Raw genomic sequence first — 24301 nt, 5'->3', positions numbered from 1 at the left:
AACCATTCCACCTTTTCACCAAAGCTGGAAGCGGCCGGCGGTCCCGGCGGCCCCGGCCGCGCAACGGTGCTCCGCAGGAGCCTTGCGCCCGAAGGCAAAATTTCTCCCAACGCCGGCTTGCGCCCCAGCGCGCCAAGCCAGGCGGGGCTTACGCCCGTGGAATTGATCGGCAACATGGCGCCAGGCAGGCATTCATTCTTTCGAACCCCATCTTCCGCAAGGGGACTGCGCCAGCCCGGATTCGCATCATGCCGGAGACCACGCTCGTCAGACCCTCCTTCGCCTGCCTGCCAGCCTATGTGGCGGCGCTGGAGCAGGGCTGGTCGCCCGACAACCTTCACCCGCACCAGACCCGGCTCCGGCACCTCGCCTCCATCGCCCTGGACGCGGCGGACTTCCTGGATGGGCTGGACGGCGTCGCGCCACCAGGCCCGCCGCCCGATGGCGCCGGGGGAAGAATGCTGCCGGGCTTCCGCCGCTGGATCTGGGACGGCGATTTCTGCGGCACCATCGGCTTCCGCTGGCAGCCCGGAACCGCTGCGCTTCCGCCGCATGTGCTGGGCCATATCGGCTATGCCGTCGTGCCCTGGAAGCGCGGGCGCGGCCACGCGAAGCGCGCCTTGGCGATGCTGCTGCCGGAGGCAAGGGCACGGGGCCTCCCCTATGTCGAGCTGACCACCAGCCCGGAGAACCTCGCCTCCCAGCGCGTCATTCTCGCCTGCGGCGGCGTGCTGGTGGAGCACTTCCGCAAGCCCGAGGCCTATGGCGGCGCGGACGCGCTCCGCTTTCGCGTCGCGCTCTAGAGCATTTTCCGTTCGCACTGGCTCACTGGAAATGCTCTAGCTGTTTGTTTTGAAGAGCATTTTCACCCGTCCCGATGATGCCATCGGAACGGGATCTGCTCTAGTTTCCCGATCGGGATTTTCGTGGGTCTATCCACGAAGGCCGCGGACTGGCAGGCCACTGTAAACAGAGCCTGGCGCCCTGATCCCGAAGTCCGAAGACCTTTGCGATCAGAACACTGGGCGGCAGCGCCTGCGGCCCCTGCTGCACGCGCGCCCCCGCCGGCACGGCCGCGCCGCCGGGGGGAAGAAGGGGGCCGGGGCGGATTCTACTCGCCCAGGCGTCGCCTTCCCGGCACGTCCGGGAACGGGCCCGTGTTGCCGCTGGCGGTTTGGCCGCCTGCCTCAGCGGCCGGCCATGGCTTTGTTCTCCAACCGCGAGATAAGCCGCACCAGCGGCCAGAGCAGCAGGAAATAGGCCACCGCCGCCGCCACGATGGGCGTGGCGTTGTAGGTCACGCTTTGTGCCTGCCGGGCCTGGAACAGCAGCTCCGGCAGCGCCACCACGCTGGCGATGGAGGTGAGCTTCACCACTTCCAGCGTGTTGCTGATGAGGTCCGGCAGCACGTTCCGCACCGCCTGCGGCAACACCACATAGCCCAGCGCCTGCCCGCGCGAGAGGCCGGTGGAGCGGGCGGCCTCCATCTGGCCGCGCGGCACGCTCTCGATGCCGGCGCGCAGCACCTCGCCGTAATAGGCGCCGGTGTTGAGGAAGAAGCCGATGGCCACCGCCCCCCAGGCGCTGATGTCGAAGCCCGCGAAGGGCAGGCCGGCATAAAGGAAAACCAGCAGCACCAGCGGCGGGATGGCGCGGAACAGGTCGGTCCAGCACGCTGCCGCCAGCCGCACCGCCCAGGGGCCGGAGGTGGCGAGCAGCGCCAGCGCCACGCCGCCGACAAGCCCCAGCGGCACGGTGATGAGCGAAAGCGTGACCGTGTAGAGGAAGCCGCTCCAGAGGATCGGCCAGGCCTCGCGGACGATCTCCAGGTTGAGGAAGGCGAAGGTGAAATCCTGCATGGTGGCGCTCCCTCACCGCTTCCAGGCGAAGCGGGTCTCGACCCAGCGGCCGAGCGCCACCACCGGGATGAACAGGATCAGGTAGGCGATGGCGCCCAGCGTCAGCGCCGAGGGATTGGCCGAGAAGGACATGGCGCTCTGCGAGGCGCCGAGGATCTCCGCCACCCCCACCACCGAGCCGAGCGCCGTGCCCTTGGTGATGGCGATGGTGCGGTTGGTCAGCGGCGGGATGGTGATGCGCAGCGCCTGCGGCAGCACGACGAGGCGCAGCGTCTGCAGGAACCCAAGGCCGGTGGAGCGCGCCGCCTCCCACTGCCCCTTCGGCACCGCGGTGATGCCGGCCCAGTAGATCTCCTCGGCGAAGGCCATCAGCACCAGCGTCAGCGAGAGCCAGGTGGCGGCGAAGCCGGAGACGGTGATGCCCGCCGCCGGCAGGCCGAAGAACAGCAGCACGATGATGACCAGCGGCGGCAGGGCGCGGAACAGGTCCACCACGAAGATGATGCCCCAGTTCAGCACCCGCAGGCCGAAGCTGCGCACCACCGCCAGCAGCAGCCCCAGCGACAGCCCGCAGGCCACGATCAGCAGCGCCAGCACCACCGTCAGGCCGAAGCCCTTGGCGACCAGCGGAAGGTAGGTCGCCATGACCTTCAGGTTGAAGAAGGAGAAAAGAAAGCTCTCGAAGCCGCCCATGGGATCCGTGCCCCGCCTTCAATGACGGTCGATCTGGCGGATGAAGGCGCGGGTGCGCTCGTGCTGCGGCTCGCCGAAGATCCGGGCGGGCGGCCCCTCCTCCAGCTTCTCGCCATCGGCCATGAACACCACGCGGTCGGCGGCCGCTCTGGCGAAGGCCATCTCGTGCGACACCACCACCATGGTCATGCCGTCCTGCCGCAGCTCGCGCATCACGTTCAGCACGCCGCCCACCAGCTCCGGGTCGAGCGCGCTGGTCGGCTCGTCGAACAGCATCACGCGCGGCTCCAGCGCGATGGCGCGGGCGATGGCGACGCGCTGCTGCTGCCCGCCCGAGAGCTGCGCCGGGTAGTGCTCCATCCGGTCGCCGAGGCCGACCCGGTCGAGCGCGCGCGCGGCGATCTCGCCGGCCTCCGGCTTGCCCTTCCCGAGCACCTTGCGCAGCGCCAGCATCACGTTCTGCCGCGCCGTCATGTGCGGGTAGAGGTTGAAGCTCTGGAACACCATGCCGATGCGCCGGCGGGCGGCGTTGATGTCGGTCTTCGGACTCAGCAGCTCAATGCCGTCCACCTGGATCGAGCCGTCATCCGGCTCCTCCAGCCGGTTCAGGCAGCGCAGCAGCGTGGACTTCCCCGAGCCGGACGGGCCGATGATGAAGACCAGCTCCCGCTCGGCCACGCTGAGGTCCACCCCCTTGAGCACCGCCAGGTTGCCGAAACGCTTCCAAAGGCCGCGCGCGTCGATGATCGGGGACGGGGTGGTCGACATCAGGGCTCCTCGGCGGGACAATGGCGGGCGCCACCCTATGCAAGTGCCACGCCGACGCAAGGAAGGCCGGAGGAAAGAATTCCCCCGGACCCCCTTCTTTTTTCTGTCAGTTGCCCGCGCGAGTGCAAAGGTCGGATTTTTTAGGTGAAGACGCCGGGCGGCTTTGGGCGAACTGGGTGGTTTGCGGACCGATCGCTTTCAGGCAGGAGCTGAGGAAAGGAAACTCCTCCTGCGCCGGCCGGAATTCCCGATATCTCCCCGGCGTTTCACTGCCATTGTTTTTAGCGTGCGATCACCAAGGCAGCCCCCGCAAGTCGATGCATCCGGCGCGGGGTGTCTCGGTGGAGAAGGGCAGCATCATCGTCTGCATGATGTCATACAGCAATGATCCTGCAGGTTGCTCCACACGAACCTGCCCTTTGAATCGGCACCATCCCAGAGCCTTATAAAAGGTGACGTTGTGTGGTTCGCAAAATAGAAGCCCGAATTGCACACAAGGGTCGGATTGCAGGTTTTCGTGGGCAGCGCACATGACAGTGCGGCCCAAGCCCTGCCGTTGCCGGCTCGGCGAAACCATGACCCCGCCGATACCCCCTATTCGGACAGGAACACCGTTCCAGGCGCCGGCTCTAATGGTTAGCCCCGCAGCCGCAACAACATTGCCCTCATCGTCCAGAACGAGGACGCGACGGTCAGCGGGTGCGGAGACCACGTTCCGCCAGGGGACGTTCTTCAAAACGGCATCAGGATAGACTTGGGCAAACAGAGGCCGCACCGCAGGGCGGCTAGCCGGGCCTTCTCGGACTTCTATCAGCATGCGCAGCTCACCCCCTGAGGGTCCGAAGTCCTGCCTGACCAAGTCTCCCCGTCAGTCGACAGAAAAAAGATGGGGGTTCGGGGGAATTCCTTCCCCCGACCTTCCTTTCCTCATTCCCGGCTGATGCGCCCGTCCAGCCGGGTGCGGAAGGCGCCGTCGGCGGCGATGTAGGCGGCTGCCACGTCCTCCAGCGGCGGGCCGTTGTCGTAGGCGTCCAGTGCCTTGTCCTTGAAGGGCGTGTAGCCGTCGCCGCCGCGCCGGGTGAAGTTGTTGGTGACCACGCGGTAGGCCCGCTCCGGCTCCAGCGGCCGGAAGCGGTCGCCGTCGCGCACGCTGACCTCGCGCACCCGCTGCCCGACCGGCGCATCGGGGTCGAAGCGGTAGCGCAGGCCCGCCACCTGCGGAAAGCCGCCGCCATTCTCCTGGTAGCGCGAAAGGCCGATCTCCAGCGCCTCCTTCAGGTCGCCGCCGCGGATCACCAGCGTCGCCAGCGTGTTGCCGAAGGGCAGCACCTCCAGCACGTTGCCGAGCGTCACCTGCCCGTCCGGCAGGCCGGCGCGCAGCCCGCCGCCATTGGTCACCGCGACCTCGGCATGGGGCACCGCCGCCAGCATCGCCTCGGCGATGACGTTGCCCAGCGCGCATTCGCCCTTGCGGCAGTTGTTGTTGGAAAGCGTCTCCGGGCTGCGGCCCACCGGACGGGCGCGCCACTCGGCAAGCGGCTTGCCGTAGTCGGCGACCAGCGCCGCCACCTGCGCGTCCTCCTCCAGGGCGGGCGTGACGGGCAGCACGCGGCCGCCATGCGCCAGGACCTGCCCGTCGGCCGCGAGGTCCAGGTCGAGGCGGCCAAGCCAGCGGCCATAGGCGCCCACCTGCACGATGCGCACCGGCCGGTCCGGCCCGTCGATCATGGTCGGGCTCGGCCCCTCGCGCTCCGGCAGGTCGTTGGCCAGCAGGGTGTGGGAATGCGCGCCCACGATCAGGTCCACCCCCGGCACCGCCGCCGCGAGCTGCTGGTCCGGCAGGTAGCCGAGATGGGAAAGCAGCACGATGGTGGCCGGCCCCTCGGCGCGGATGGCGGCGATGGCCCGGAGCGCCGCCTCCCGCGCGTCGGTGAAGGCGACGGTGGGCCCTGGGCTGGAGGCCTCGGGGGTGGTCTCGGTGGTGAGGCCGATCAGGCCGATCCGCGCCCCGCCATGGCGGAACACGGCATGGCTGCGGATCTTGCCGGCCAGCCGGGGCTCGTTGCGGGTGTCGAGGTTGGCGGAGAGCAGCGGGAAGTCCACCCATTCCGCATAGGCGGCCAGCCGCTCCGGCCCGCCGTCGAACTCGTGGTTGCCGAGCGCCATGGCCTGGCAGCCGGTGGCGCGCTGCACCGCCGCCTCGGCCTTGCCGTGATGGGCGGTGTGGAAGAGGCTCCCCGTGAACTGGTCGCCGGCATCGAGTCGCAGCGCCGGGCGGCCCTCGGCGCGCGCCTCGGCGTCGAGGGCGCTCCAGCCGGTGGCCAGGCGCGCGCTGCCGCCGAGGCAGGGCCGGTCCGCCCGGCAGGCGGCGCCGCTGGCCTGCAGCCCTTCATGCTTGGCATGGAAGTCATTGAGGTGCAGCAGGCTGATGCGGGCGGCCGCATCGGCCGCCTGACCCGCCCCATGGGCCCGGCGAAGCGCCGGTGCGGCGAGCGGCGCCGCGAGGGTTGTGGCCAGCAGGGCACGGCGGCTGAGGAAGGCGGGCATGGGCGGCGATTCCCGGTTGCTGCGGCGAGGCTCTCCCGACACTTAATGCTTTAGCCCACGACTCGCCGCATTCGGAATCCCCCTTGCGCGAATTGGGCAATGGGTTCGAATCGCCAGCCCTTCCTTCGTGGCGTGAAGAGTGGGGACGCGATGCAGGTCTACCTGCCGATCGCCGAGATGTCGGTGGATGCGCTGCTGCTGCTGGGCATCGGCTTCGCCATCGGCTGGCTTTCCGGCCTGTTCGGCGTCGGCGGCGGGTTCCTGCTGACCCCGATCCTGATCCTGATCGGCATTCCCGCCCCCGTGGCCGTGGCCTGCGGCGCCAACCAGACGCTGGGCGCCTCCGTCTCCGGCCTGCTGGCGCAGTGGCGCCGCGGCAATGTGGACGTGCGGATGGGGCTGGTCCTGCTGACCGGCGGCTTCACCGGTTCGGCGGCCGGCGTGCAGCTCTTCGACTGGATGCGCCATCTCGGCCAGTTCGACCTGGCGGTATCCATTCTCTACGTCGTGGTGCTCGGCAGCGTCGGCGGGCTGATGGTGCGGGAAAGCGTGCGCGCCATCCTGCGCCGCCGCCGGCAGGCCGGGCCGACGCGGCTGCATCCGCATTTCTGGATGCACGGCCTGCCGCTGAAGCTGCGCTTCCGCAAGTCGCGGCTCTATATCTCCGTCATCCCGCCGCTGCTGGTCGGCTTCGGCATCGGCACGCTCTCCGCGACCATGGGGGTCGGCGGCGGCTTCATGCTGGTGCCGGCCATGATCTACCTGCTCGGCATGCCGACGGCGGTGGTGATCGGCACCTCGCTGTTCCAGGTGGTCTTCGTCTCGGCCAACGTGACCATGCTGCTCGCGGTGCAGACGGGCAGCGTGGACATCGTGCTGACCCTGCTGCTGCTGACGGGCGGCGTGGCGGGCGCGCAGTTCGGCGCCGCCATGGGCACCCGGCTGCGCGGCGAGGAGACGCGCGCGCTGCTCGGCCTGCTGGTGCTGGCGGTGGCCGCCAGCCTGCTCTGGGGGCTGCTCAGCACCCCGGCCAGCCTGTTCGCGATCGGGCCGATCCCGACATGAGGCCGCGCGCATGAGGGCCGCACGGCTGCTGCCGGCGCTCGGCCTGGCCTGCGCGCTGCTCGCCGGTCCGGCCCTGGCGCAACAGCCCGCGCCGCCCCCCGCGGCGGGCGCGCGCCCCGCCCTCCCCACGCCGCCACCGCCGCCGCCACCGCCCGCCGCCCCCGCCGTCGGCCGCCCCCCGCTGGTGGCCGAGCTGTCGCAGTCGCGCATCGAGATCACCACCGGCTTCAGCGGCACCGAGCTGCTGGTCTTCGGCGCCACCGAGCGGCTGCTCGGCCCCGGTGGCGATGATGTGCTGGTTGTTGTGCAAAGCTCGCCGGAGCCGATGGTGGTGCGCCGCAAGACGCGGGTGCTGGGCTTCTGGATCAACGGCGCCTCAGCCCGCTTCCGCCACGTGCCGGGCTTCTACCTGCTGACCGGCACCCGGCCGTTGCGCGCCGTGCTGCCGCCGGAGGAACGGGAGGCCAAGCGGCTCGGCCTCGACAACCTGCCGCTGCAGGCCGCGGGCACGCAGGACCCGGAATTCCGCGACGCCCTGATGCGGCTGAAGCAGGGCGCCCGGCTGTGGTACGAGGACGAGGCGCTGATGCAGGTCTCGGGCGCCCGCCTGTTCCGCGCCCGGATCCCCCTCCCCGCCACCACCGACACCGGCGACTACCAGGTCTCGGTGCTGCTGGTGCGCGACGGCCGCGTGGTGGCGCGGCAGGAGCTGGACTTCGGCGTGGTGCGCGTCGGCGCCGCCGCCCGCATCGCCGATGTCGCCACCGGGCAGCCGGTGCTATACGGAGGGATCTGCGTCCTGCTTGCGGCCTTCGCCGGCTGGCTGGGCAGCGTGCTGTTCCGGAGGGGTTGATGCCCGAAGCCGCCCGACGCGACCGCGTCTTCCTGGTGGTCGTCGATGACAGCCCGGAGCGCCGGATCGCCCTGCGCTATGCCTGCCTGCGCGCCAAGAACGGCGGCGGCCGCGTCGCCCTGCTGCGGGTGATCGAGGAGGAAGGCACCGTCGAATGGGCCGGCGTCGGCGCCATGCTGCAGGAGGAGCGGCGGGAGGAGGCGGAGAAGCTGCTTTCCGCCCTCGCCGCCGAGGTGCAGGAGATCACCGACGGCCTGCCGATCCTGCTGATCCGCGAGGGCGACCCGCGCGACGAGCTGCTGGCGCTGCTGGACGAGGACCCGCGCCTGTCCATCCTGATCCTGGCCACGGCGGCGACCGGCGGCGCGCCGGGGCCGCTGATCACCGCGCTGACCGGCCGCTACGCCCCGCGCCTGCACGTGCCGATGACCATCGTGCCCGGCAACCTGAGCGACGAGGACCTCCTGCGCGTCACCTGAACCGGGCCGCCCCGGCGGCCTGCCTCGCCCCTGGCCCGCCCCCGGCGAATGGCTGCGCGGGTTGCGGGAAGGGCGCGGATCGCCCAAATCCTGGGCAGCGAGAGCCCGACCCCCTACGCACGGAAAAGCCAGACCCATGTTCATCGAGACGGAAGCCACGCCCAATCCCGCCACCCTGAAGTTCCTGCCCGGGCAGGACGTGATGGGGCTGCGCGGCACCGCCGACTTCACCAGCGCCGAAGGTGCCGCCCGCAGCCCGCTGGCCGAGCGCCTGTTCGGGCTGGAGGGCGTCGCGCGCGTCTTTCTCGGCGGTGACTTCGTCACCATCACCAAGTCCGACGCCACGGACTGGCAGGCGCTGAAGCCGCAGGTGCTCGGCGCCATCATGGAGCACTACATGGCCGGCCGGCCGGTGATGCTGGAGGCCGAGGGCGAGGCGGCGCTGGAGGAGGAGGAGACCGATCCGGCCGATGCCGAGATCGTCGCCCAGATCAAGGAGCTGCTCGACACCCGCGTGCGCCCGGCGGTGGCCGGCGACGGCGGCGACATCGTCTTCCGCGGCTACCGCGACGGCATCGTGCGGCTGCACCTGCAGGGCGCCTGCTCCGGCTGCCCCTCCTCGCGCGCCACGCTGAAGCACGGGGTGGAGAACATGCTGCGCCACTACGTGCCCGAGGTGGTCGCCGTGGAGCAGGTCGAGGTCTGAGGCTGTTCCCCGGGGGAGTGGCCCGCCGCTCCCCCGTTCGCATCCGGCCGGTGAATGATGCCCATTCCCGGCCGGGATTGGCACCCGCCGCCACCGGCCTCATTCTGTGTGCACTGCACTGGAGTGACCGACATGGCTGAGACTCTCGACGGCGCCGCGCTGGACCAGCTTTTCCGCACCGCCCGCACGCACAACAAGTGGCAGGACCGCCCCGTTTCCGAGGAGACGCTGCGCGAGTTCTATGACCTGGTGAAGATGGGCCCCACCAGCGCCAACTGCGAGCCGGCCCGCTTCGTCTTCATCCGCAGCGAGGAGGGCAAGGAGAAGCTGCGCCCGGCGCTGAGCTCCGGCAACCTGGAGAAGACGATGAGCGCACCGGTGGTGGTGATCGTCGCCTGGGAGGTGAGGTTCTACGACAAGCTGCCGGTGCTCTTCCCGCATGCCGACGCCAGGTCCTGGTTCACCAGCAGCCCGGCCTTCGCCGAGGCGACCGCCTTCCGCAACTCTTCCCTCCAGGCCGGCTACCTGATCCTGGCGGCCCGTGCGCTCGGGCTCGACACCGGCCCGATGAGCGGCTTCGACACCGCCAAGGTGGACGCCGCCTTCTTCCCCGATGGCGGATGCAAGACCAACATGCTGGTCAACCTGGGCTATGGCGAGCCCTCCGGCCTGTTCGGCCGTCTTCCGCGCCTCGGCTTCGACGAGGCGGTGCAGTTCGCCTGAACGAGGCGGCGCGGGGCAGGAAATTTCCCCGGTCAAACCGACCGGCTTGCCCCTGCTTTTCTTCTGCCGGCTTCCCTGCCGCCAGCGAAGCGGGCGCAGCCGAACTTGAGGAAAAACGATGGGGGCCGGGGGGAATTCCTTCCCCCAGCCTGCTCTCCTACCGGCTCGCCGCCAGCGCCTCGTCCGGCGTCAGGCGCCCGTCGTAGAGCGCGCGCCCGATGATGGTGCCGGCCACGCTGCCGGTGGCCTTCAGTGCAACGATGTCGGCCACCCCCGCGACGCCCCCCGAGGCGATCACCGGCGTGGAGAGGCGCCGCGCCAGGTCCGCCGTGGCCTCGACGTTGACGCCGCCCAGCATGCCGTCGCGCTCGATGTCGGTGTGGATGATGGCGGCCGCCCCCGCATCCTCGAAGCCCAGCGCCAGGTCGAGGGCCGAGACGCTGCTGACCTCGGCCCAGCCCTCGGTGGCCACCATGCCGTCCCGCGCGTCGATGCCCACGGCCACCTTGCCGGGGAAGGCGCGGCAGGCGGCGCGGGCGAAGTCCGGGTCCTTCACCGCCGCGGAGCCCAGGATGACGCGGGCGATGCCGCGGGAGAGCCAGGCCTCCACCGTCGCCATGTCGCGGATGCCGCCGCCGAGCTGCACCGGGCGCGTGGTGGCGGCGAGGATCGCGGCCACCGCCTCGGCGTTGGCGGGCCGGCCGGCGAAGGCGCCGTCGAGGTCCACTACGTGCAGCCATTCGAAGCCGGCCTCGTCGAAGGCGCGGGCCTGGGTGGCGGGGTCGCCGTAGACGGTGGCCTGCGCCATGTCGCCGCGCTTGAGGCGCACCACCTGGCCGGCCTTGAGGTCGATCGCGGGGTAGAGGGTGAAGGGCATGGGGCGTGGTCCGGTCGAGGGTCAGGCGCCGGCGCGCAGGTCGAGCGCGCGGCCGCGCGTTGGCTCCAGCAGCTTGAAGTAGTAGTGGCCGGCCACCGTGCGGCCGCGCACCCGCGCATAGGCGGGGTGGGTGCCCCAGCGGGTGTAGCCCAGCCCCTCGAACAGCGCGATGGCGGTGTTCTGCGTCTCCCGCACGTCCAGGTTCAGCACGCGGTGGCCGAGGGCGGCGGCGCGCTCCTCCACCCGGTGCACCATCAGCCGCGCCAGGCCGTGGCCGCGCGCATAGGGGGCCACATAGGCATGGGTGAGCTGCGCGCTGAAGGCCTGCGCCTCGTTGTTGCGCGGGGGGCGGATCAGTTGCGCCGAGCCGACCGGCACGCCGTCCAGCCGGGCGATGAACAGCTCGATCGCCGGCACCAGCAGCACGCCGCGGAAGTGCCGCGCCAGCGCCTCCCGGCCCTGCGGCTCGACCCAGCCGAAGCCGCCGCCCTCGATGATCGCCGCATCCGTCGCCTCGCAGAGATCGGCGAGGTCCACCTCGTCGAGCGCCTCGGTGCGCTCGACGAGGAGTTCATGCTCAGTCGTGCTCATTCATGGACGCCAGGAGAGAAAGTTCGCCAGCATGCGGAGCCCGGTGAACTGGCTCTTCTCGACATGGAACTGGGTGCCGAACAGGTTGTCGCGGCCGATAATGGCGACCACCGGGCCGCCATAGTCGGTGGTCGCGAGGATCTCCTCCGGCCGGCCACCGGCCAGTGCGTAGGAGTGGACGAAATAGGCATGGTCGCCCGGCTCCAGGCCCGCGAGCACGGGATGCGCGCCGGGCGCGAAGTCGAGCGCGTTCCAGCCCATCTGCGGCAGCGGCAGAGGCTGGCCAGCGGTGCCGCGCGGGTCCATGGGCGCCATCTCGCCGGCGATCCAGCCGAGGCCTGGCGTCGTGCCATGCTCCAGGCCGCGCTCGACCATGAGCTGCATGCCGACACAGATGCCGAGGAAGGGCACGGCGCGGCGGCCCGCCGCCTCCCGCACCGCCTCGACCATGCCGGGCATGGCGTCCAGCCCGTGCCGGCAGGCCGCGAAGGCGCCCTGCCCCGGCAGCACGAGGCGGTCGGCCTTCGCCACCGCCTCCGGCCGCGTCTCGACGGTGATCTCGGCGGCGTGCCCGCCGTCGCGCGCGGCGCGATGCAGCGCCCGCAGCACCGAGGCGAGGTTGCCCGAACCGGGATCGACGACCGCGACCTTCATGCCACCCTACCTTCCATGCCGGCTTCCAGCCGCGCCCAGTCCGGCCGGCCGTTCAGGGCGCGCAGCAGCGCCGCCTCCTCGTCCCGCGCCAGCACCACGCCGGCGGCGGGGCGGCCCTGCCGCGCCAGGGTCCAGCGCCGCAGATCCTGCGCCTGCAGCCCGGCCAGCACATGCGCGGCGAGGCCGGCATAGAGCCCCGTGCCCGCCGGCAGCAGCACCGCCGCCAGGATGGCGAGCGCCAGGTAGACCACCAGCACCAGCCACATGCGGTGCAGCAGGAACCACAGCGGCGGCAGCAGCGCGGCCAGCAGCGAGAAGCGCTCGGGCACCAGCACCAGCCCGGCTTGCCGCGCCCCGCCGCGCGGCGGCGCCTGCCCTGTCGCGGGCACCGAGGCGGGAGGCGGCGCGGGCGGCGGATGAACGGTCCAGGCCCGCATCAGCCCTCCAGCATCCCCTTTGTCGAGGGAATGGCGCCGGCGGCGCGCGGGTCGTGCTCCACCGCCATCCGCAGCGCCCGCGCCACCGCCTTGAAGATGCCCTCGGCGATGTGGTGGGCGTTGGCGCCGGCCCGCTGCACGACATGCAGCGTGATGCCGGCATTCATCGCGAAGGCGCGGAAGAACTCCTCGAACAGCTCGGTGTCCATCGCGCCGACCTTGTCGCGCGGGAAGCTCGCGCTCCAGGCCAGGAAGGGGCGGCCGGAGATGTCGATGGCGGCCTCGGCCAAAGCCTCGTCCATCGGCACCACGGCATGGCCGTAGCGGCGGATGCCGCGCTTGTCGCCCAGCGCGCGCTTCACCGCCTGGCCGAGCACGATGCCGACGTCCTCGGCGGTGTGGTGGAAGTCGATGTGCAGGTCGCCCTTGGCCTCCACCTGCAGGTCCAGCATGCCGTGCCGCGCCAGGGCGGTCAGCATGTGGTCGAGAAAGCCGATGCCGGTCGAGATCTGGCTCGCGCCCGTGCCGTCGAGCCCGAGGGAGATGCGGATCTCGGTCTCGCTGGTGCTGCGGGCGATGTCGGCGGTGCGGGGCTTTGCGTCCATGGGGGCTTCCTAGACCGCCAGGGGGGCTCTTGCCCAGGGGAGACGGGCATGCTGGAGATGGAGACCGGAGCGTGAACATGCCAGGGGGATGCGCAGGGCGGCCATCCGGCCGGCGCCGGGCAGGCCTGAACCGCCGTGGCCGCGCTGGCGGGCACCCCCGCTTGTGGCGGCCGGGGCGCGATGCCATCTGCCCTGCATGAACGCGACTTCGCAAACTCCGATCCAAGATCCGATCGGCTGGCACGGCACCACCATCCTGTGCGTGCGCAAGGACGGCAAGGTGGCCATGGCCGGCGACGGCCAGGTCAGCCTCGGGCAGACCGTGGTCAAGGGCAATGCGCGCAAGGTGCGCCGCATCGCCAACGGGCGTGTGCTGGCGGGCTTCGCCGGCGCCACGGCCGACGCCTTCACCCTGCTGGAGCGGCTCGAGGCCAAGCTGGAGCGCTTTCCCGACCAGCTCGAGCGCGCCGCCGTGGAGCTCGCCAAGGACTGGCGCACCGACCGCTACCTGCGCCGGCTGGAGGCGCTGCTGGCGGTGGCCGACAAGAGCCGCTCCCTGCTGATCACCGGCAACGGCGACGTGCTGGAGCCGGAGGACGAGATCATCGGCATCGGCTCGGGCGGCAACTACGCGCTGGCCGCCGCGCGCGCGCTGATCGACCTGGACGGCCTTTCCGCCGAGGAGGTCGCGAAGAAGGCCATGACCATCGCCGCGGGCATCTGCGTCTACACCAACGGCCGCTTCGTGCTGGAAACCCTCTGAATGATGAACGAGACCGTCAACCTCTCCCCGCGCGAGATCGTCTCCGAGCTGGACCGCTTCATTGTCGGCCAGCATGAGGCCAAGCGGGCCGTCGCCATCGCGCTGCGCAACCGGTGGCGCCGGCAGCAGCTCCCCGAGGGCATGCGCGAGGAGGTGGTGCCCAAGAACATCCTGATGATCGGCCCGACGGGCTGCGGCAAGACCGAGATCGCCCGCCGCCTGGCCCGCCTGGCCGACGCCCCCTTCGTCAAGGTCGAGGCCACCAAGTTCACCGAGGTCGGCTATGTCGGCCGCGACGTGGACAGCATCGTGCGCGACCTGGTGGAGGTCTCCATCACCCGCACGCGGGAGGCCGCGCGCAAGGAGGTGCAGGCCAAGGCGGAGCTGGCCGCCGAGGAGCGGCTGGTCAGCGCCCTGGTCGGCGAGGGCGCCTCGGGCGAGACGCGGATGAAGTTCCGCCGCATGCTGCGAGAGGGGCAGATCGAGCAGAAGGAGGTGGAGGTGCAGGTCGCCGACCAGGGCGGCGGCACGCCGATCGGGATGATGGACATGCCGGGCATGCCGCCCGGGCAGATGGCCAACATCCAGGAGATGATGGGCAAGATGTTCGGCAAGCCGGCCCGCACCCGCAAGATGACGGTGGCCGATGCCCGCACCGCCCTCATCCAGGACGAGGCCGACCGGCTGCTCGACCAGGAGAAGCTGAACCGCGCCGCGGTGGAGAACGCCGAGAACAACGGCATCGTCTTCGTCGACGAGATCGACAAGGTCTGCGCCCGCACCAGCGAGGGCGGCTTCCGCGGCGGCGACGTCTCGCGCGAGGGCGTGCAGCGCGACCTGCTGCCGCTGATCGAGGGCACCAGCATCGCCACCAAGTATGGGACGGTGAAGACGGACCACATCCTCTTCATCGCCTCGGGCGCCTTCCACGTGGCCAAGCCCTCCGACCTGCTGCCGGAGCTGCAGGGCCGCCTGCCGATCCGCGTCGAGCTCGGCGCGCTGACGCGGGAGGACTTCCGCCGCATCCTGACCGAGCCGGAGCACAGCCTGGCCAAGCAGTACGTGGCGCTGCTCGACACCGAGGGCCTGACGCTCGACCTGACGGAGGACGCGATCGAGGCGATCGCCGACCTCGCCGCCGAGATCAACGCGCGGGTCGAGAACATCGGCGCCCGCCGCCTCGCCACGGTGCTGGAGCGGCTGCTGGAGGAGGTTTCCTTCAGCGCGTCCGACCGCTCCGGTGAAACGGTGCGGGTGGATGCGGCCTATGTGAAGGAAAAGGTCGCGCCGCTGGCCGCGAACGCCGACCTCAGCCGCTTCATCCTGTAACGGGGGCATCTGCGCATGAGCGAAACCACCGGCGAGAGCCAGGACGCCCGACAGCTGGAGGCCCTGCCCGCCCCGCTGCCCCTGCCCGCCGAAGCCGAGGCGCAACTGGCCGAGGCGCGGCGCGTGCTCGATGAGACCTCGCTCGCCGCGCGCCTCGCCGGCATGGCGGGCACGCCGGTGGAGGCGCTGCGCGCGCGGCTGCCCGCCGCCGCGCGCGGCATGGTGGACGCGACGGTGCGCAAGGCGCTCTCCAAGGCGCTGGAGACCGCCATGCGCAGCGAGCCCGGCCGCAGCCTGCCCGGCCTCAGCACGGAATGGCTGCACCGCGGCCTCGCCGCCGCCAGCGGCGCCGCGGGCGGCGCCTTCGGCCTGCCGGGCACGCTGGTGGAACTGCCGGTCTCGACCACCCTGCTGCTGCGGCAGATCGGCGCCGAGGCCGCCGCCGCCGGCGAGGACCCGAGCCAGCCGGAAACCGGCGCCGAATGCCTGAAGGTCTTCGCCCTCGGCGGCCCCAGCCCCGGGGACGACGCGACCGAGACCGGCTATTTCGCCACCCGCCTGGCGCTGGCGCAGTTCCTGCCGAATGTGGGCGCGGCGCTGATGCCGCGCTTCATCGCCGCCATCGCCGCGCGCTTCACCGGGCCGATGATGCTGAAGCTTTCCGTGCAGGCGGCGCCGGTGCTGGGCGCGGCCGCGGGCGCGGCGGTGAACCTCGCCTTCCTGGAGCATTTCCGCTCCATCGCCCGGGCGCATTTCTGCGTCCGCCGGCTGGAGCGGGAATACGGCGCCGACGCCGTGCGGGCGGCCTATGAGGTGCTGGCGGCGCGGGCGAGGCACCGCGCCGCCTGAGCCTTCAGGCCACCAGCTTGATGCTTTCCTCCGGCACCGCCCCGGCGGTGGCCGGGGCGAGCGCCAGCGTGTCCATGCCGTTGCCGGTGCCGGGGTCGAAGCGGGCGGCCACCTCGACCGCCGCCTCCGCCGCGTGGCCAAGCGCCATCACCGCCATCGCGTAATCCCGCCCGGAGCCGATAGCCACGAAGCCATCCTCCACCGGCCAGCGGCTGTCGCGGTTGTGCATCCAGCAGGTGCCGTCCGGCAGCACCTCCAGCGCGGAGGCCCAGCGGTCGCTGTCCTGGCAGTTCGGGCGTTCGCCACCCTTTTCCAGCCAGTCCAGCATCTGCGTGCAGACGCCGAAGTCGCCCGTGGCGCCGATCAGGCGGCCATCGCCCGTGCGGCGGATCTTGGTGGTCGAGTAGGTCGTGGTGCCGCTGCTGATGCGGCGGTCCGCGGCCAGCGTGGTGCCATCCCAGGCGATCGTCGTCATGCCCACCCTCGATTTTGGAGGAGAGCCCCGTTCTCTCATCACGGACTCGTGAATTTCAAGCGGAATCGTCCGAAAAGGCCGGGGGAATTCGATTTCCCCCGGCCTTTCTCACGCAGGCCGCCGCGCCTTCAGCGCCGCCGCCAGCGTTCCGTCGTCCATGACGTCCAGCGCCCCGCCCATCGGCACGCCCTGGGCGAGCTGGGTGACCGCGACGCCCGTAGGGCGCAGCCGGTCGGTCAGGTAATGCGCCGTGGTGGCGCCATCCACCGTGGCGGGCAGCGCCAGGATGACCTCCCGCACCTCTCCCGCCGCCACGCGCTCCAGCAGCGCGGCAATGCGCAGATCCTCAGGCCCGACACCGGCCAGCGCCGACAGCACGCCACCCATCACCTGGTAGAGGCCGCGATGGACATGCGCGCGCTCCAGCGCCCAGAGGTCCGAGACACCCTCGACCACGCAGAGCACCTCCTGCTCGCGCAAGGGATCGGTGCAGATGCGGCAGGGGTCCTGGGTATCGAGGTTGCCGCAGACGCGGCAGGGGCGCACCGCCTCCGCCGTCTCGCGCAGGGACTGCGCCAGCGGCAGCATCAGCCCGCCCGGATCCTGCAGCAGCTTCAGCGCGGCGCGGCGGGCGCTGCGCCGGCCCATGCCGGGGAGCCGGGCGAGCATGGCCACCAGGCGCTCGACCTGATCCGGGCCACGCACACCCGACATGCTCAGAACGGCAGCTTGAAGCCGCCAAGGCCGCCGAGACCGCCGCCCATGCCGGGGATGTTCAGCCCGGCCGTGGCCTTCTGCATCTCCTCGGCCATCATCGCCTCGACCTTCTGCTTGGCGTCGGCATGCGCGGCGACGATCAGGTCCTCCAGCACCTCGCGCTCATCGGCCGCCATCAGGCTGGGGTCGATGGCGAGGCGCTTCAGGTCGCCCTTGCCGCTCAGCGTCACCTTCACCATGCCGGCGCCGGCGGCACCTTCCACCGTCATGGCCTCCAGCTTCGCCTGCATCTCCTGCATGCGGGTCTGCATCTGCTGCGCCTGCTTCAGCATCGCGCCAAGGTTCTTCATGGGACCTCCCCAGGGGGGTGAAAGGTTGGGATTAGGGGTCGAAATCGTCGAGATCGGCCGGCTCGGCATCGGGCGGCGCGAAATCGGGGCCGTCATCCTCCGCCTCCGGGAGGGGCGGCAGGCCGTACTCGTCCAGGCTGTCGTCGCGCAGCGCCTCCACCTGGGCGCCGGGGAAGGCGAGCAGGATGGACTGCACCAGGGGATGCGCCTTGGCCATCTCCAGCCGCTCGCCGGCGACGTGGCTGCGCTGCTCGGCGATGGTCGGCTCGCCCGGCGCATTGGAGAGCGCGATGGTCCAGCGGGTGCCGGCCTGCTCCTGCAGCAGGCGCGAAAGCTGGGCGGCGAGGTCGCGCGGGGCGTTCTCGGTCTGCCGCAGCTCGATGCGGCCGGGGGCGAAGGAGACCAGATGCGTGTGATGCAGCAGGTGGGCGTGCAGCATCGGCGCGCGGCCGGAGGCCAGCGCCACCACCTCGCGGAAGTTGCGCGGCTGCGGCGGGGCGGCGGGCGCCGGCTCGGCGGCGATGACGACGCCGCCGCCAGCCATGGCGCGGCTGCCCCCGGCGCCGCCATTCGGCGCCGCCCCGGGCTGCGGCAGGATGGCGCCGCCCTCGGTCAGGCGCTTCACCAGCTCACCGGGCGTCGGCATCTCGGCCAGGTGCGCAAGGCGGATCAGCACCATTTCGGCCGCCGCGCGGCGGTCCGGCGCCTCGGCCACCTCGCCGATGCCCTTCAGCAGCACCTGCCAGGCGCGGCCCAGCACGGGCACGGAAAGCTTTTCCGCCAGCGCCACGCCGCGCACCCGCTCGGCCTCGGGCAGGGAGGGGTCCTGCCGCAGCGCGGGCACGGCGCGCAGGCGGGTCAGGGTATGGGTGAGGTCCAGCAGGTCGGCCAGCACCACGCCGGGATCGGCGCCGCGCTCGTGGCCGCGGTCTATGGCGGCCAGCACGGCGGCGATGTCGCCCTGGAAGGCGGCCTCCAGCAGGTCGAACAGCAGGCCGCGGTCCGCGAGGCCCAGCATGTCCCGCACCAGGTTGGCCTGCACCCCCTCGGGGCTGCCGGCGGCCTGGGCGATCGCCTGGTCGAGCAGCGAGAGCCCGTCTCGCACCGAGCCGTCCGCCGCGCGGGCGACCATGGCCAGCGCCTCCTCGGAGGCGGGCACGGCCTCGGCCTCGGCGATGCGGGCGAAATGCGCGCGGAGCTGCTCCTGCGGCACGCGGCGCAGGTCGAAGCGCTGGCAGCGCGAGAGAATGGTGGTCGGGACCTTGCGGATCTCGGTGGTCGCGAAGAGGAACTTCACCTGCGGCGGCGGTTCCTCCAGCGTCTTCAGCAGCGCGTTGAACGCCGCCGTCGAAAGCATGTGGACCTCGTCCAGGATATAGACCTTGAAGCGCGCGCGGGCCGGGCGGTAGCGCACCGCCTCGCGCAGCTCGCGGATGTTGTCCACCCCGTTGTTGGAGGCGGCGTCCAGCTCCAGCACGTCCGGGTGGCGGTCGGCCAGGATGGCCTGGCACTCGGGGCAGACGCCGCAGGGGTCGGCGGTCGGGCCGCGACTCAGGTTCCTTTGGCCATCCGGCCCGACGCAGTTCAGCGCGCGGGCGATGATGCGGGCGGTGGTGGTCTTGCCGACGCCGCGCACGCCGGTGAGCATGAAGGCATGCGCCACACGGTTCTGCGCGAAGGCGTTGCGCAGGGTGCGCACCAGCGCCTCCTGGCCGATCAGGTCGGCGAAGGTCTGCGGGCGGTATTTGCGGGCCAGGACGCGGTAGGGCGTGGCCGGCGCCTCGGGCGTGGCGGCCGGCGGCGCTGCGGGCGTGGGCTCCTCGCCGAACAGGCCCGGCCCCTCGGGCGGGGGCGGCTGGTCGAGATCGTCGGGGAGCAGGTCGCTTGGCATGGCGCGCGGCGAAGATCCGGTGCTGGCCGCGGCGGGCCGTGGAGCGGGAGTTTGGAAGGCCGCCTGATGGGGGAGGCCTCCGGTGGAAGACCGGCGGAACGACCCAGACGGAAACTCGTTGCGGCTGCTTCCTTCCGGACCTGACCGGGTTGGCGAGGCGCCTGTCCGCCGCCGACCTTCCGGCACCCAATATCGGCCCTGGCCCCCTTCGGGGCAAGGGGGGACCGCGCAACTCCCGGCCGGTTGCCGGGGCCGCCGCCGCGTGGCAGGGTCCGGGGCAGCATGCTGTCCATCCCGGCTTCCCGTCCCAACGCCTATACCGGCAGCCCCCTCGACCGCGCCTCCGGCCGGCGGGAGGATGCCGGCTTCATCAACGCCGCCCTGGGCTCGCCCGAGGCGCTCTACGTGCCGGTCTGGCGCAGCCGCTCGCTGATGCGCGGCGTGGAGGAAGGCCATCCCGAGGCCATCCTGCTCTCCCCTGCCGCCGCCGAGGCGGTGCGCATGGCCGGCGGCCCCTGGGCCTTCCTGGGCCTATGGGACGGCCGCCCCGTCTTCGCGGTGGATTGCTCCGCCGCCGAGGACCCGCTCCCCCTGCTGCCCGAGGGCTTTGGCGGCTTCACCGACCTGCGCGCCGTGGCCGGCCTGCTGCCGGCGGGCGAGGCCAGCGTGCTGGCGCATGCCCGCGGCCTGATGCACTGGCGTGTGCGGCACCGTTTCTGCGGCGTCTGCGGCGGCGCCTGCGAGCCGCGCTCGGCCGGCAACGCCATGGCCTGCACGGCCTGCGGCGCGCAGCACTTCCCGCGCACCGACCCGGCGGTGATCATGCTGGTGACGGACGGCAAGCGCGCCCTGCTCGGCCATTCCACCCGCTTCCCCAACAGCGTGATGTACTCGACGCTGGCCGGCTTCGTGGAACCGGGCGAGAGCCTGGAGGAGGCGGTGCGGCGCGAGGTGCTGGAGGAGGTCGGCGTCAAGGTCGGGGCGGTGCACTACCACTCCTCGCAGCCCTGGCCCTTTCCCGCCTCGATCATGCTCGGCTTCCACGCCGAGGCGCTCTCCGACGCGATCCAGATCGATCCGGAGGAGTTGCGGGATGCCCGCTGGTTCACCCGCGCCCAGATCCGCGCGCCGGAGCAGCACGGCTTCGCGCTGCCGCGGCTCGACTCGATCGCGCGGCGGCTGATCGAGGACTGGCTGGAGGCCGAGTGATGCGCGCCTTTTCCTTTCTGGCCCTGCTGCCGCTGCTCGCCGCCTGCGCCAGGGCGCCCGCCCCGATCCTCGCCGACGAGCCGCTCTCGCCCGTTCAGGCCGCCTGCCGGGAGGAGGCGCGGAATGCGCAGCCGGTGGACGACTTCGCCAGGCAGATGAACATGAACAACGTCAACAACCGCGAACGGGTGACCCACGACATGCGGGTGGCGGAGTTGCGCGCCTACCGCGACTGCCTGCGCCGCAACGGCCTCGCCGCGCCGGGCGGCGTCGAGTCGCCGCGCCCAGCGCAGTGACAGGCCTGGGGGCGCTGCCCCCTGGGCCCCCACCGGGGGGATAGTATCCCCCCCGGACCCCGCCAGGAGCGGCCGCTGCATCGCCTCGCGCCGGAAGGCTTGGCCCTCCGGCGACTTTTCCTGCAGCGCGTGCTGCCGTTTTGGATTTTTTGATATCCGGCAGACGCGTCTTCGGAGGGGGAGCGAAAAACGAATGGCGGGGTCCGGGGGTTCAGGGGGCAGCGCCCCCCCCCCCCCCCCCCCCCCCCCCCCCCCCCCCCCCCCCCCCGCACTTCCCTTCAGCCGCCCGCGACGCCCTGCACGGTCAGCATGACGCTGTAGATCGAGCGCGAGGCCGCCATGAACAGCCGGTTCCGGTGGCGGCCGCCGAAGCAGACATTCGCGCAGCGTTCCGGCAGGTCGATATGGCCGAGCGGCTCGCCCTGCGGGCTGAACACGCGCACGCCGTCGAATTCCGGCCCTCCCATGCCCCAGCCGCACCAGAGGTTGCCCTCGGTGTCCACGCGGAAGCCGTCGGGCGTGTCGCCCGGCTCGCCCTGCACGGCGACGCGGCGGTTCGCGATGCGGCCATCCTCCGTCACGTCATAGGCGACGATGCGGCGCGGCTCGGCGCGGCTCTCCACCACGTAGAGGATGCGCTCGTCGGGCGAGAAGGCGAGGCCATTGGGGCCGGCCAGTTCGTCGGTCAGCAGCGTCACGGCGCCGGTCTGGCCGTCGATGCGGTAGACGCCGTGCGGCAACTCGGCCTCGGCCTTCTCGCCCTCGATATGGCCGGCGATGCCGAAGGGCGGGTCGGTGAACCAGACGCTGCCGTCCGACTTCACCACGATGTCGTTCGGCGAGTTCAGCCGCTTGCCGTCGTAGCGGTCGGCGAGGACGGTGATGCGGCCGTCATACTCGGTGCGGGTGATGCGGCGGCCGCCATGCTCGCAGGTGACGAGGCGGCCCTGCCGGTCCCGCGTGTTGCCGTTGGCGAAGTTGGAGGACTGGCGGAACACGCTGACCTGCCCGGTCACCTCGTCCCAGCGCAGGATGCGGTCGTTCGGGATGTCGGACCACAGCAGGGCGCGGTGGTCGCCGAACCAGACCGGCCCCTCGGCCCAGCGGCAGCCGCCGGCCAGCTTCTCCACCGCCCCGTTCATCGCCCGGAAGCGATGGAAGGAGGGGTGGAAGGCGCGGAAGCGCGGGTCCGGGTAGCGCTGGCTCGGCTCCCAGGGCGTCTCGTTCTGGATCATCAGGCTTCTCTCCCCGTCGGGTCGGCGCAGCCTGCCATGGGCGGCAGGGCGCGGCCAGGGAGGGGCGGCCCTCAATCCACGCTCAGGCGCCGCGCTTGCCGGGCTTCCCCGCGGCGGGCGGCTCGCCCGTCCATTCGTCGGTGATCAGGCCCTGCTGCTCGCTGATCCGGTCCGTCTCGCCTTTCGAGGGCGGTTTCGGAATATATCCTTCCGAGGCCTTCTCGGCGGGATAGCGGGCCTTCGGGCCTTCCGGTGGCTTTACCGTCATGCTGGGCTCCCTTGTGCCTGGAATACCCTTCCGGAACGCCGGAGCGGAGGCACTGTTCCATGCCCGCGGCCGGTTCCTCAGCTCCGGCGCCGCCGCAGCCTTTCCCAGCCCGCCAGCACGGCGTCATAGGGCAGCGCCAGCGCTTCCCGCCCGCGCCACCACCAGCGCTCCTGCCAGCCATGCGCCGCCTCCGGTGGCGGCGCGGCGCGGGCCGGCAGGCCGAAGGCGCGCAGCAGCATCACGCAGCGCGGCAGGTGGTAGCCGCTGCTGGCCGCGAAGACCGGACCATCATGGCCGCGCAACATGCGGGCACAGGCGCGGGCGGAGCTGAAGGTATCGGTGGCGGTCAGTTCCAGCCGGATCGCCGCGGCCGGAACCCCGAGATCCTGCAGCAGGCGCGCCATCACCTCGGCCTCGGGCGGGCCGTGGCGGCCCTGGCCGCCAGTGGGGATGTAGAGCGGGTCCTCCAGCGTGGCGCCGAAGCTGGCGGCGGCCATCACCCGGCGGCGGAGGGTCAGGCTCGGGCCGCCATCCGCGCGCACGGCCGCGCCGAAGATGATGATGGCCGGGCGGGTCACGGGTGCCGGGTCATCCGGGCGGGGCGGCGAGCAGGAGGCGGTTCAGCGGCTCCATGGCGGCGCGCAGCGCGGCGAGGTCGCGCGCATAGGCCTCGCGGGCGATGCCGCGCGCGGCCAGCACGTCGCCGATCTCGCCCAGGCTGCGGCGCCCGTCCACCTGGCCCAGGATGGCCGCCGCCAGGCGTGGCACCGGCACGCCGACGCGCAGCCCGTCGAAAGTGACGCGCAGCATGCCGTCCGCCGGCAGGCCCTTGGCGAGGGCGGGACCATCCAGCTCGCGCAGCACAGGGATGGCGGCGGGATCCTCCCAGTCCGGCAGCGGTGCGGGGCCCCGCGTGCAGTAGGCGATGTGGATGCCCATGTTGCCGGTGATGGCCTCGGCCAATGCGGCGCGCGCCACCGGGTCCAGCCGCGCGGTGCGGGCGCGCAGCCTCGGGTCGTTCAGGTAGCGGTCGGGGTCGTAGCGCAGCGGCTCGACGAAGCAGCGCGGCGTGAGCCCGGCGCCCTCGATCAGCCGCGCCAGTGCCGGCACGGTGAAGGCGACGTCCCGCGGGTTCAGCAGCAGGTCGTAAAGGCCGGCATCGCCGCCATCGATGTGGTCGGTGATCCAGGGGTTGCGGCGCAGCCAGGCGGTCTCGGGCGCCTGCTTCCAGAGGCGCCTGGCGGCCTCCACGCGCTCGGGCGGCGGCTCGGTATCCGGGGCGAGCAGCCGCAGCGCGTCCTGCAGCATGTAGACGCCGGTGCGGCCATGCGGGGCATAGACCATCAGCCCCAGGCCGCCGCCGGGCGCCAGCGCGCCCGCCAGCGCCGCCAGCCCCGCCGCCGGGTCGGGCAGGTGGTGCAGCACGCCGCAGCAGTCGATGTAGTCGAACGCGCCGAGGCCAAGTTCCGGCAGGTCCAGGAGCGAGCCGCTGACGAAGCGGATGTTGGTGAGGCCGCGCGCCCTGGCCCGCGCCTCCGCCACCTCGCGCGCCGCCGCCGAGCGGTCGAGCCAGACCACCTCGCCCGGCCGGCCGGCCCAGGCCATCTGCTGCGCCAGCATCATGGTGCCGTCGCCGCTGCCGCCGCCGGCCATCAGCGCCCGCAGGGGCTGGCTTGCCGGGCGGCGGGCGCCGAAGATCCAGTGGTCGATTTCGCGCAGGTGGCTGGGACTGCCGACGATCAGCCGCCTCGCCTCCTCGCGCGGGTGGCGCTGCGGGTAGGGGTAGGCTTCGTACTGCGCGGCGAGGCGGGCATCGGTGGCGTCCATGGCCTGCTGGGATAGGCGATGCGCGGCGGGCGCGCCAGCGGGCTTCCCGTTCGGGCTCAGGGCGCCCATCTCCCCGCCATGCCGCCGGTTTCCACCCTCTCCCGCATCGTGCTCGCGCTGCTGGTGGTGAGCGCTCTCATCCGCATCGCCGTCCATGCCCTGGGATAGCGCGGCCAGGGAGGGCGGCGCCCTCCCCGGAGCCACCCGCCGGGGTGGTTGAACCACCCCTGACCCC

At 71.9% G+C, this 24301-nt stretch carries 30 protein-coding genes and 1 other RNA gene; 12 read left to right on the top strand and 19 right to left on the bottom strand.

Annotated features, from left to right (window positions below; genetic code table 11):
• Positions 1–248: 248 nt before the first annotated feature.
• A complete protein-coding gene (locus E0493_RS06280; RefSeq protein ID WP_160936079.1) occupies positions 249–803 on the top strand; it encodes a GNAT family N-acetyltransferase in 555 nt (184 codons plus the stop codon).
• A 384-nt stretch (positions 804–1187) separates the two neighbouring features.
• On the opposite strand, the gene E0493_RS06275 is transcribed toward E0493_RS06280, so the two are convergent.
• The 5 genes from E0493_RS06275 to E0493_RS06255 all read right to left on the bottom strand — a co-directional run bounded on the left by E0493_RS06275 (position 1188) and on the right by E0493_RS06255 (position 5867).
• The gene (locus tag E0493_RS06275) at positions 1188–1859 is read right to left on the bottom strand and encodes an amino acid ABC transporter permease (RefSeq protein ID WP_160936078.1); all 672 of its coding nucleotides are present in this window, start codon (positions 1857–1859) and stop codon (positions 1188–1190) included.
• A 12-nt stretch (positions 1860–1871) separates the two neighbouring features.
• On the bottom strand, positions 1872–2552 hold the full coding sequence (locus E0493_RS06270; RefSeq protein WP_160936077.1) for an amino acid ABC transporter permease: 681 nt from the start codon (positions 2550–2552) through the stop codon (positions 1872–1874).
• Between the two features lie 18 nt (positions 2553–2570).
• Positions 2571–3320 carry an amino acid ABC transporter ATP-binding protein gene (locus E0493_RS06265; RefSeq protein WP_160936076.1) on the bottom strand — a complete coding sequence of 250 codons (750 nt, stop codon included), beginning with the start codon at positions 3318–3320 and terminating at the stop codon, positions 2571–2573.
• A 292-nt stretch (positions 3321–3612) separates the two neighbouring features.
• Entirely contained in the window at positions 3613–4137 is a 525-nt protein-coding gene (locus tag E0493_RS23855) for a GNAT family N-acetyltransferase (protein WP_160936075.1), read from the bottom strand.
• Positions 4138–4247: 110 nt separating this feature from the next.
• Positions 4248–5867, bottom strand: a complete 1620-nt coding sequence (locus E0493_RS06255) for a bifunctional metallophosphatase/5'-nucleotidase (RefSeq protein ID WP_160936074.1) — start codon at positions 5865–5867, stop codon at positions 4248–4250.
• A gap of 99 nt (positions 5868–5966) precedes the next feature.
• Here E0493_RS06255 and E0493_RS06250 point away from each other — a divergent pair, with 99 nt between their 5' ends.
• The 5 genes from E0493_RS06250 to E0493_RS06230 all read left to right on the top strand — a co-directional run bounded on the left by E0493_RS06250 (position 5967) and on the right by E0493_RS06230 (position 9693).
• Positions 5967–6932, top strand: a complete 966-nt coding sequence (locus E0493_RS06250; protein WP_456316343.1) for a sulfite exporter TauE/SafE family protein — start codon at positions 5967–5969, stop codon at positions 6930–6932.
• A gap of 10 nt (positions 6933–6942) precedes the next feature.
• Positions 6943–7785, top strand: a complete 843-nt coding sequence (locus tag E0493_RS06245) for a TIGR02186 family protein (protein ID WP_160936073.1) — start codon at positions 6943–6945, stop codon at positions 7783–7785.
• Complete coding sequence (locus tag E0493_RS06240; RefSeq protein ID WP_160936072.1) at positions 7785–8264, top strand: universal stress protein; 480 nt, start codon at positions 7785–7787, stop codon at positions 8262–8264. The genes E0493_RS06245 and E0493_RS06240 overlap by 1 nt, the downstream gene beginning before the upstream one ends.
• A 136-nt stretch (positions 8265–8400) precedes the next feature.
• The gene (locus tag E0493_RS06235) at positions 8401–8970 is read left to right on the top strand and encodes a NifU family protein (RefSeq protein WP_160936071.1); all 570 of its coding nucleotides are present in this window, start codon (positions 8401–8403) and stop codon (positions 8968–8970) included.
• 132 nt (positions 8971–9102) lie between these two features.
• Entirely contained in the window at positions 9103–9693 is a 591-nt protein-coding gene (locus E0493_RS06230) for a malonic semialdehyde reductase (RefSeq protein WP_160936070.1), read from the top strand.
• 157 nt (positions 9694–9850) lie between these two features.
• Here E0493_RS06230 and hisA read toward each other — a convergent pair whose 3' ends face one another.
• Genes hisA through hisB form a run of 5 tightly spaced genes read right to left on the bottom strand, consistent with a single transcriptional unit; the run spans position 9851 to position 12857 of the window.
• The gene (gene hisA, locus E0493_RS06225) at positions 9851–10570 is read right to left on the bottom strand and encodes a 1-(5-phosphoribosyl)-5-[(5-phosphoribosylamino)methylideneamino]imidazole-4-carboxamide isomerase (RefSeq protein WP_160936069.1); all 720 of its coding nucleotides are present in this window, start codon (positions 10568–10570) and stop codon (positions 9851–9853) included.
• A 21-nt stretch (positions 10571–10591) separates the two neighbouring features.
• The gene (locus tag E0493_RS06220) at positions 10592–11161 is read right to left on the bottom strand and encodes a GNAT family N-acetyltransferase (RefSeq protein ID WP_160936068.1); all 570 of its coding nucleotides are present in this window, start codon (positions 11159–11161) and stop codon (positions 10592–10594) included.
• Positions 11162–11815, bottom strand: coding sequence for an imidazole glycerol phosphate synthase subunit HisH (gene hisH, locus E0493_RS06215; RefSeq protein WP_160936067.1), 654 nt, complete (start codon positions 11813–11815; stop codon positions 11162–11164). It lies immediately after the preceding gene.
• A complete protein-coding gene (locus tag E0493_RS06210; RefSeq protein WP_160936066.1) occupies positions 11812–12252 on the bottom strand; it encodes a DUF2628 domain-containing protein in 441 nt (146 codons plus the stop codon). The genes hisH and E0493_RS06210 overlap by 4 nt, the downstream gene beginning before the upstream one ends.
• Positions 12252–12857: an imidazoleglycerol-phosphate dehydratase HisB gene (gene hisB / locus E0493_RS06205; RefSeq protein ID WP_160936065.1), complete on the bottom strand. Its 606-nt coding sequence runs from the start codon at positions 12855–12857 to the stop codon at positions 12252–12254. The genes E0493_RS06210 and hisB overlap by 1 nt, the downstream gene beginning before the upstream one ends.
• Positions 12858–13053: 196 nt before the next feature.
• Between hisB and hslV the strand changes: the two genes are divergently transcribed.
• The 3 genes from hslV to E0493_RS06190 are packed head-to-tail and all read left to right on the top strand — an operon-like array spanning position 13054 to position 15798.
• On the top strand, positions 13054–13620 hold the full coding sequence (gene hslV, locus E0493_RS06200; RefSeq protein ID WP_160936064.1) for an ATP-dependent protease subunit HslV: 567 nt from the start codon (positions 13054–13056) through the stop codon (positions 13618–13620).
• Between the two features lie 3 nt (positions 13621–13623).
• Complete coding sequence (hslU, locus tag E0493_RS06195) at positions 13624–14949, top strand: ATP-dependent protease ATPase subunit HslU (protein ID WP_160936224.1); 1326 nt, start codon at positions 13624–13626, stop codon at positions 14947–14949.
• A 15-nt stretch (positions 14950–14964) separates the two neighbouring features.
• Entirely contained in the window at positions 14965–15798 is an 834-nt protein-coding gene (locus tag E0493_RS06190) for an EcsC family protein (RefSeq protein WP_160936063.1), read from the top strand.
• Positions 15799–15802: 4 nt separating this feature from the next.
• Here the strand turns inward: E0493_RS06190 and E0493_RS06185 are convergent, their stop codons facing one another.
• The 5 genes from E0493_RS06185 to ffs form a co-directional block, all read right to left on the bottom strand.
• The gene (locus E0493_RS06185) at positions 15803–16273 is read right to left on the bottom strand and encodes a hypothetical protein (RefSeq protein ID WP_160936062.1); all 471 of its coding nucleotides are present in this window, start codon (positions 16271–16273) and stop codon (positions 15803–15805) included.
• A 108-nt stretch (positions 16274–16381) separates the two neighbouring features.
• The gene (gene recR, locus E0493_RS06180) at positions 16382–16987 is read right to left on the bottom strand and encodes a recombination mediator RecR (protein WP_202396944.1); all 606 of its coding nucleotides are present in this window, start codon (positions 16985–16987) and stop codon (positions 16382–16384) included.
• Positions 16988–16989: 2 nt separating this feature from the next.
• A complete protein-coding gene (locus E0493_RS06175; RefSeq protein WP_160936060.1) occupies positions 16990–17340 on the bottom strand; it encodes a YbaB/EbfC family nucleoid-associated protein in 351 nt (116 codons plus the stop codon).
• 31 nt (positions 17341–17371) lie between these two features.
• Positions 17372–19231, bottom strand: coding sequence for a DNA polymerase III subunit gamma/tau (locus E0493_RS06170; protein WP_160936059.1), 1860 nt, complete (start codon positions 19229–19231; stop codon positions 17372–17374).
• 85 nt (positions 19232–19316) lie between these two features.
• An RNA gene (ffs, locus tag E0493_RS06165) (signal recognition particle sRNA small type) lies at positions 19317–19408 on the bottom strand.
• 105 nt (positions 19409–19513) lie between these two features.
• On the opposite strand from ffs, the gene nudC reads away from it, so the two are divergent.
• Together nudC and E0493_RS06155 are read left to right on the top strand one after the other, a co-directional pair.
• A complete protein-coding gene (nudC, locus tag E0493_RS06160; protein ID WP_160936058.1) occupies positions 19514–20440 on the top strand; it encodes an NAD(+) diphosphatase in 927 nt (308 codons plus the stop codon).
• On the top strand, positions 20440–20736 hold the full coding sequence (locus tag E0493_RS06155) for a phosphoribosylamine--glycine ligase (RefSeq protein ID WP_160936057.1): 297 nt from the start codon (positions 20440–20442) through the stop codon (positions 20734–20736). The genes nudC and E0493_RS06155 overlap by 1 nt, the downstream gene beginning before the upstream one ends.
• Positions 20737–21014: 278 nt before the next feature.
• Here E0493_RS06155 and E0493_RS06150 read toward each other — a convergent pair whose 3' ends face one another.
• The 4 genes from E0493_RS06150 to E0493_RS06135 all read right to left on the bottom strand — a co-directional run bounded on the left by E0493_RS06150 (position 21015) and on the right by E0493_RS06135 (position 24066).
• Positions 21015–21971: an SMP-30/gluconolactonase/LRE family protein gene (locus tag E0493_RS06150; RefSeq protein WP_160936056.1), complete on the bottom strand. Its 957-nt coding sequence runs from the start codon at positions 21969–21971 to the stop codon at positions 21015–21017.
• 82 nt (positions 21972–22053) lie between these two features.
• Complete coding sequence (locus E0493_RS06145; protein WP_160936055.1) at positions 22054–22239, bottom strand: hypothetical protein; 186 nt, start codon at positions 22237–22239, stop codon at positions 22054–22056.
• Positions 22240–22316: 77 nt separating this feature from the next.
• Positions 22317–22817 (bottom strand): YdcF family protein, encoded by a 501-nt coding sequence (locus E0493_RS06140; RefSeq protein ID WP_160936054.1) that lies wholly within the window; start codon positions 22815–22817, stop codon positions 22317–22319.
• Between the two features lie 10 nt (positions 22818–22827).
• Positions 22828–24066 carry a methyltransferase gene (locus tag E0493_RS06135; RefSeq protein WP_160936053.1) on the bottom strand — a complete coding sequence of 413 codons (1239 nt, stop codon included), beginning with the start codon at positions 24064–24066 and terminating at the stop codon, positions 22828–22830.
• Between the two features lie 18 nt (positions 24067–24084).
• On the opposite strand from E0493_RS06135, the gene E0493_RS06130 reads away from it, so the two are divergent.
• Entirely contained in the window at positions 24085–24234 is a 150-nt protein-coding gene (locus E0493_RS06130) for a hypothetical protein (protein ID WP_160936052.1), read from the top strand.
• Positions 24235–24301: the final 67 nt, after the last annotated feature.

The sequence above is a fragment of the Teichococcus coralli genome (genome assembly GCF_009829925.1).
GTDB classification, from domain to species: Bacteria; Pseudomonadota; Alphaproteobacteria; order Acetobacterales; family Acetobacteraceae; genus Pseudoroseomonas; species Pseudoroseomonas coralli.
Note: the sequence above shows the minus strand (reverse complement) of the source record. Positions and strands in the feature narration are given on the sequence as shown.